General features: G+C 59.2%; 1 protein-coding gene, 1 tRNA gene and 2 rRNA genes (1 of these 4 cut by a window edge). All 4 read left to right on the top strand.

Features of this window, described 5'->3' with window-relative positions; genetic code table 11:
* Positions 1 to 2632: ribosomal RNA gene (locus ACFQQC_RS08105) — 23S ribosomal RNA — on the top strand; it begins 154 nt to the left of the window's first position.
* Between the two features lie 68 nt (positions 2633 to 2700).
* Positions 2701 to 2815, top strand: a 5S ribosomal RNA gene (rrf, locus tag ACFQQC_RS08100).
* A 59-nt stretch (positions 2816 to 2874) separates the two neighbouring features.
* Positions 2875 to 2951 (top strand) — tRNA-Met (locus ACFQQC_RS08095).
* A gap of 171 nt (positions 2952 to 3122) precedes the next feature.
* Positions 3123 to 4676 (top strand): class I SAM-dependent methyltransferase, encoded by a 1554-nt coding sequence (locus tag ACFQQC_RS08090; protein WP_376861451.1) that lies wholly within the window; start codon positions 3123 to 3125, stop codon positions 4674 to 4676.
* Positions 4677 to 5000 lie beyond the last annotated feature (324 nt).

Here is a 5000-nt window from a genome sequence, read left to right as displayed (position 1 = left end):
TCATCTTCGGGTGGGTACGGGTTGGTTGATTGCTTAAAGGTATAATGACCTGAATACATAGGGTTCATTAAGCGAACCCGGGGAACTGAAACATCTCAGTACCCGGAGGAAAGGACATCAACCGAGACTCCCGTAGTAGTGGCGAGCGAACCGGGACCAGGCCAGTGCTCTTGTGAAATAAAGTCGAACGACCTGGAAAGGTCGGCCATAGCGGGTGACAGCCCCGTAGACATCAAACAGCAAGAGACTCGAGTAGGGCGGGACACGTGAAATCCTGTCTGAACATGGGGGGACCACCCTCCAAGCCTAAGTACTCCTCTACGACCGATAGTGAACAAGTACCGTGAGGGAAAGGTGAAAAGCACCCCAACGAGGGGAGTGAAACAGATCCTGAAATCGGAAGCCTACAAGCAGTCGGAGCCCCCATGCGGGGTGACGGCGTACCTTTTGTATAATGGGTCAGCGACTTCATGTGTCGAGCAAGCTTAAGCCGTTAGGTGTAGGCGCAGCGAAAGCGAGTCTGAATAGGGCGCCAAGTTCGACGTATGACGACCCGAAACCAGGTGATCTATCCATGAGCAGGATGAAGGTTGGGTAACACCAACTGGAGGTCCGAACCCGTGAATGTTGAAAAATTCTGGGATGACTTGTGGATAGGGGTGAAAGGCCAATCAAACCTGGACATAGCTGGTTCTCCGCGAAATCTATTTAGGTAGAGCGTCCGACGAATTCCCTGGGGGGTAGAGCACTGGATGGTTGCGGGCTGCGCGAGCGGTACCAATACTAACCAAACTCCGAATACCCAGGAGAACTATCGGGCAGACACACGGCGGGTGCTAACGTCCGTCGTGAAAAGGGAAACAACCCTAACCATCATCTAAGGCCCCCAAGTACTGGCTAAGTGGGAAACGATGTGGGATTGCTTTGACAATCAGGAGGTTGGCTTAGAAGCAGCCATCCTTTAAAGAAAGCGTAACAGCTCACTGATCAAGCGATCCTGCGCGGAAAATGTAACGGGGCTCAAGCCAGTCGCCGAAGGTATGGGTTTGCACTTTGTGCAAGCGGTAGCGGAGCGTTCCGTAAGCCGGTGAAGGTCAACTGCGAGGTTGGCTGGAGGTATCGGAAGTGAGAATGCTGACATGAGTAACGATAAACAGTGTGAGAAACACTGTCGCCGAAAGACCAAGGGTTCCTGCGTAAAGCTAATCTGCGCAGGGTTAGTCGGCCCCTAAGGCGAGGCTGAAAAGCGTAGTCGATGGGAAGCAGGTAAATATTCCTGCACCAGCTGGAAGTGACGGATGGCGTAAGTTGTCAGGGCTTATTGGATTGTCCTGGCAGCGAAGTTGTCCCTGGAAATAACTCCAGCAGAGACCGTACCCGAAACCGACACAGGTGGTCAGGTAGAGTATACCAAGGCGCTTGAGAGAACTGTGCTGAAGGAACTCGGCAAATTGCACGCGTAACTTCGGAATAAGCGTGACTCACCTAGCGCAAGCTAGACTGAGTGGCACAAGCCAGGGGGTAGCGACTGTTTAGCAAAAACACAGGGCTCTGCGAAGCAGCAATGCGACGTATAGGGTCTGACGCCTGCCCGGTGCCTGAAGGTTAAAGGGAGATGTGAAAGCGTCGAACTGAAGCCCAGGTAAACGGCGGCCGTAACTATAACGGTCCTAAGGTAGCGAAATTCCTTGTCGGGTAAGTTCCGACCTGCACGAATGGCGTAACGACTTCCCCACTGTCTCCAGCACAGGCTCAGTGAAATTGAATTCCCCGTGAAGATGCGGGGTTCCCGCGGTCAGACGGAAAGACCCTATGAACCTTTACTATAGCTTCGCCTTGGCGTTAGCGACCGTATGTGTAGGATAGGTGGGAGACTATGAAACCGGGGCGCCAGCACCGGTGGAGTCATCCTTGAAATACCACCCTTACTGTCGTTGACGTCTAACCGAGGGCCGTTATCCGGTCCCGGGACATGGCGTGGTGGGTAGTTTGACTGGGGCGGTCGCCTCCTAAAGTGTAACGGAGGCGCGCGATGGTGGGCTCAGACCGGTCGGAAATCGGTCGTCGAGTGCAATGGCATAAGCCCGCCTGACTGCGAGACTGACAAGTCGAGCAGAGACGAAAGTCGGCCATAGTGATCCGGTGGTCCCGCGTGGAAGGGCCATCGCTCAACGGATAAAAGGTACTCTAGGGATAACAGGCTGATTTTGCCCAAGAGTCCATATCGACGGCAAAGTTTGGCACCTCGATGTCGGCTCATCACATCCTGGGGCTGGAGCAGGTCCCAAGGGTATGGCTGTTCGCCATTTAAAGTGGTACGTGAGCTGGGTTCAGAACGTCGTGAGACAGTTTGGTCCCTATCTGCCGTGGGTGTTCGAAGCTTGAGAGGATCTGTCCCTAGTACGAGAGGACCGGGATGGACGTACCTCTGGTGGACCTGTCGTGGCGCCAGCTGCGCAGCAGGGTAGCTATGTACGGAATAGATAACCGCTGAAAGCATCTAAGCGGGAAACTAACCTCAAAACAAGGCTTCGCTGAGGATCGTGGAAGACTACCACGTTGATAGGCCAGGTGTGGAAGTGCGGCGACGCATGAAGCTTACTGGTACTAATAATCCGATCGGCTTGATCGTTTCTCAGCAAAACTCATTCGATCTTTGAATAGACAATGTCTTCTCTAATCCACTGACCGCCTGGTTGACCCGGTGGCTATGTCGGAGGTTCCCCACCCGATCCCATCCCGAACTCGGTCGTTAAGCCCTCCAGAGCCAATGGTACTTCGTCTCAAGGCGCGGGAGAGTAGGTCGCCGCCGGGTCTACCAGTCGGTCAATGGATCAGAAAACTTCTCGAACACCTTCCTCACACCACCCCTGACGCGGGATGGAGCAGCCCGGTAGCTCGTCAGGCTCATAACCTGAAGGTCGCAGGTTCAAATCCTGCTCCCGCACCCAAACAAACAAAAAGCCCCGCTCGGCACAAACCGACGGGGCTTTTTGACGTCCGGAGACACGCTCAATCCCGCAGGAACCGGGCGTATGTGGCGCCGCTCCGCATTGATCCGACAGCCACCGCCCCCGATGATGACGCCGGCCGCGCGACCTGCGGCGCTTTGCGGACGTCGGATGATGGACTGGACCGAGGGCTATTACGCCGATCTCGACTATACGTCCGGCTACTATCACGAGCTGGGCCCCGCCCACCTGCGCTTCTGCTGTCTTCTCTCCGGCGTCCATTGCGAAATTCCGGAGGCGCCGACCGTCCTCGAACTCGGCTTCGGCCAGGGAATCTCGATCAACCTTCACGCCGCGGCCGGGGAGGGGCGTTTCTGGGGCGTCGACTTCAACCCGGCCCACGTCGTCCACGCCCGTGAGCTGGCCGCCGCTTCGGGCGCCGACCTCCAGCTGACCGATGACTCCTTCGCCGAGTTCGCCCGTCGCACGGATCTTCCGATGTTCGACGTCATCGTCCTGCATGGCGTGTGGAGCTGGGTGTCGGACGCCAACCGCGCGGTCATTATCGAACTGGCCCGCTCCCGCCTGAGGCCGGGCGGCGTCTTCTATCTGAGCTACAACTGCCAGCCGGGCTGGGCCGCCCGATCCCCTGTCCGCCATCTGCTAAACCTGGGGCACGATCACGCCGCCCGCCCGGCAGACGGGCCGGCGGCCGCCCTCGATTCCGCCCTGGCCTTCGTCGAGGAGGTGGCCGCCGCCGAGGGCCGCTTCTTCTCCGACAACCGCGCCGCCGCGGCCCATGCCGGAAAGCTGGCGCAGAACAGTCGTCGGTATCTCGGGCACGAGTATCTCAACACCCATTGGCACGTGCCCTATTTTTCCGAGGTGGCCGCGACCCTGGGGGAGGCCAAGCTGACCTTCGTCAGCTCCGCCCGCCTCCTCGACCGCGTCAACGACCTGAACCTGCAGCCGGCCAGTGTCGCCCTGCTCGATCGTCAGAAGACGCCGGTGCTGCGCGAATCGGTGCGGGACTATCTGGTGAACCAGCGCTTCCGCCCGGATATCTTCATCAAGGGCGCCGTCCCGATGTCGGCGACCGAACAGGCGGAGCGAATCGGCGCCACCGCCTTCGTTCTCGCCTGCGGTCTGGACGAGATCGATTTCCGTGTGACGGGAGCCCTCGGCGAAGCGACTCTGGCGGAAGCGACCTACAAGCCGCTGGTCCTCGGCCTTGAAGGCGACGGCTATCGTCCGAAAAGCGTGGCCGGACTGGCGAATCTTCCGGACCTGGGCGCGATGCGGCGGGCGGATCTGGTCTCGGCGCTGATGGTGCTGGCGGGAATGGGGGTGATTCGACCGGCCCGCACGCCCTCACCGGAGGTCATCGCGCGCTGCGAATCGTACAATCGCCTGGTGCTCGAGCGTGCGGTGAGCGGCCGGCACCTGAAACATCTGGCCGCCCCCGTGACGGAAGGCGGGATTCTGTCGAATCGATCCGCCCAGCTGCTGCTTCGCGCCTGGCTGGCCGGCGCCCGTGATGCCGACTCGATGGCGCAGGAGACCTGGTCGATCTTCCGCAAGACGAATGAACGGGTGACTCGCGACGATCAGGAGCTGGCGGGGGAGGGGGAGAATCTCGCCGTGCTGACGGAAATGGCCGGGCGATTCCTGCGCCAGACCGTGCCTCTTTATCGGGCCCTGGGCATCCTCCGAGCTGAAAACTGACGGGCGGCGCCCGCCGCAGGCCCGGGATTCCGGGGGGCGCGGCGGAAAAATGCAGCTTCCGTGTCGAACGGCCTTGACCCAAAACGGTGGGGCGCTAAAAGCCCGCCTCCGCCGCCGGTCACACGGCAGCGGGGCCCGGCGAAAAGCCTCTCCTTCAAAAGAAGGGCTTGACGCAGGGAACGGAGACGCTAAATACGCGCCTCCCCTGCTTCGGCAGGAACCGCCCCGGCGGATCAGATTGTTTCTTCGAAACAATCGCTTGACAAGAGGATCGGCCTTCCTTAGATAGCCGCCTCCGCCGGGAAGCCGGGCGTTAAACGGTTG

This window comes from Brevundimonas sp. GCM10030266 (assembly GCF_042666595.1).
Classification (GTDB): Bacteria; Pseudomonadota; Alphaproteobacteria; order Caulobacterales; family Caulobacteraceae; genus Brevundimonas.
Note: the sequence above shows the minus strand (reverse complement) of the source record. Positions and strands in the feature narration are given on the sequence as shown.